2 protein-coding genes are annotated in these 1243 nt (G+C 69.4%); both read right to left on the bottom strand.

The window, feature by feature from the left end; all coding sequences use genetic code 11:
- Nucleotides 1-589 (bottom strand): methyltransferase domain-containing protein (locus AB0J09_RS65130; protein ID WP_360714551.1); only part of this gene is annotated, 589 nt, incomplete at its 3' end.
- 106 nt (nucleotides 590-695) lie between these two features.
- On the bottom strand, nucleotides 696-956 hold the full coding sequence (locus AB0J09_RS65125) for a hypothetical protein (protein WP_360714549.1): 261 nt from the start codon (nucleotides 954-956) through the stop codon (nucleotides 696-698).
- Nucleotides 957-1243: the final 287 nt, after the last annotated feature.

Genomic DNA, 1243 nt, shown 5'->3' with positions numbered 1-1243 from the left:
CGCCTCGCACCCGCAGCGGGACGACCAGCCGCCCGCCCGGTGCGAGCTGCTCCCGCCACGCGGGTGGCACGTCCCACGCGCCCGCGGTGACGATGATCCGGTCGTAGGGTGCGTTCTCAGGGTGGCCGGTTGCGCCGTCTCCGTGGACGACCTGCACCCGGTCGTAACCCGCTGCGGCCAGGCCGCGCCGGGCTCCCGCCACGATGTCGGCTCCGATGTCGACCGTCGTAACGTGTCCCTCTGGCCCGGCGAGCTCGGCGAGCAGCGCGGCGTTGTAGCCGGTCCCCGCGCCTATTTCCAGCACCCGATGGCCGGGCTGGACGTCCAGTTGCTCCAGCATCGACGCGACCAACCCAGGGTCGGATGCAGAGCTGATCGCTTTTCCGTTCTCGTCGCGGTGAGTGACCACCGAGTCAGGCCCGTAGGCCTGTTCCAATGTTGCCGATGGCACGAACACGTGCCGGGGCACGGCGCGCATCGCGGCTTCCACGGGCTCGGTGCGTACACCCCAGTCGCGCAGCTTGTCGACCATGGCGTCACGGAACGCACGGTCCGTGCGCTCTTCCTTGCGTTCGGTGTTGGTTTCCACCGGGTGGAGCGTACTCAAGCGGGCCTCCTCGTCTCTTGCGAATCGCTGGTGTTGGCCGTCCCGCGCCTCCGGTAGGCCCTGACTGGGGCGACCGCCTGGATGGCGATCACGACACGGCTCCTTCCTGGTGGTTGGGCCGTGCGGATGCCTTCGGCTTGTGGTCGTGCCTGGCGGACAGATCAATCCAGACGCTGAAAGCGTGGGCATACTCGCCCCGCCCGGTCTCCTCAAAGCGACCTGGACCGGTTGCCCGCAACGCGAAGTACGTCGCGCCCATGTGGCACAGCACGAACTCCTCGCAACAGGATGTCTCCGCCACGTCGCGCCTGGTGAACGCGGGCTGGACGTACGGGCGCCATTCGTACATGTCAGGTCACCCTCGATGGCGCGGCAGCGCGAAACCTGGCCGCCACAGCGCTACGCATGTGGCGGCCAGGTGGCTTCAGACAGACCGCGCCTGAGACCAGCTGCGGCAGGTGAGCCTCGCAGCCCACGGCGTGGCGGCAACGTGGGCCGTGGGCTGCGAGGTCTGGGGGGCGCGGGCCGGTCCGACAGTCGGTGGCGGTGTCGGCCGCGCAGGCCAGCATCGGAAACTCCTCGTAGGCGGTGGGATGGGTGGTGGCGCAGGCCGAAGCGGCTGCGGGTGGGTTTCGG

It is taken from the genome of Nonomuraea sp. NPDC049784 (assembly GCF_040659615.1).
Lineage (GTDB): Bacteria > Actinomycetota > Actinomycetes > Streptosporangiales > Streptosporangiaceae > Nonomuraea.
This window is presented reverse-complemented; position numbering and strand designations above follow the sequence as displayed.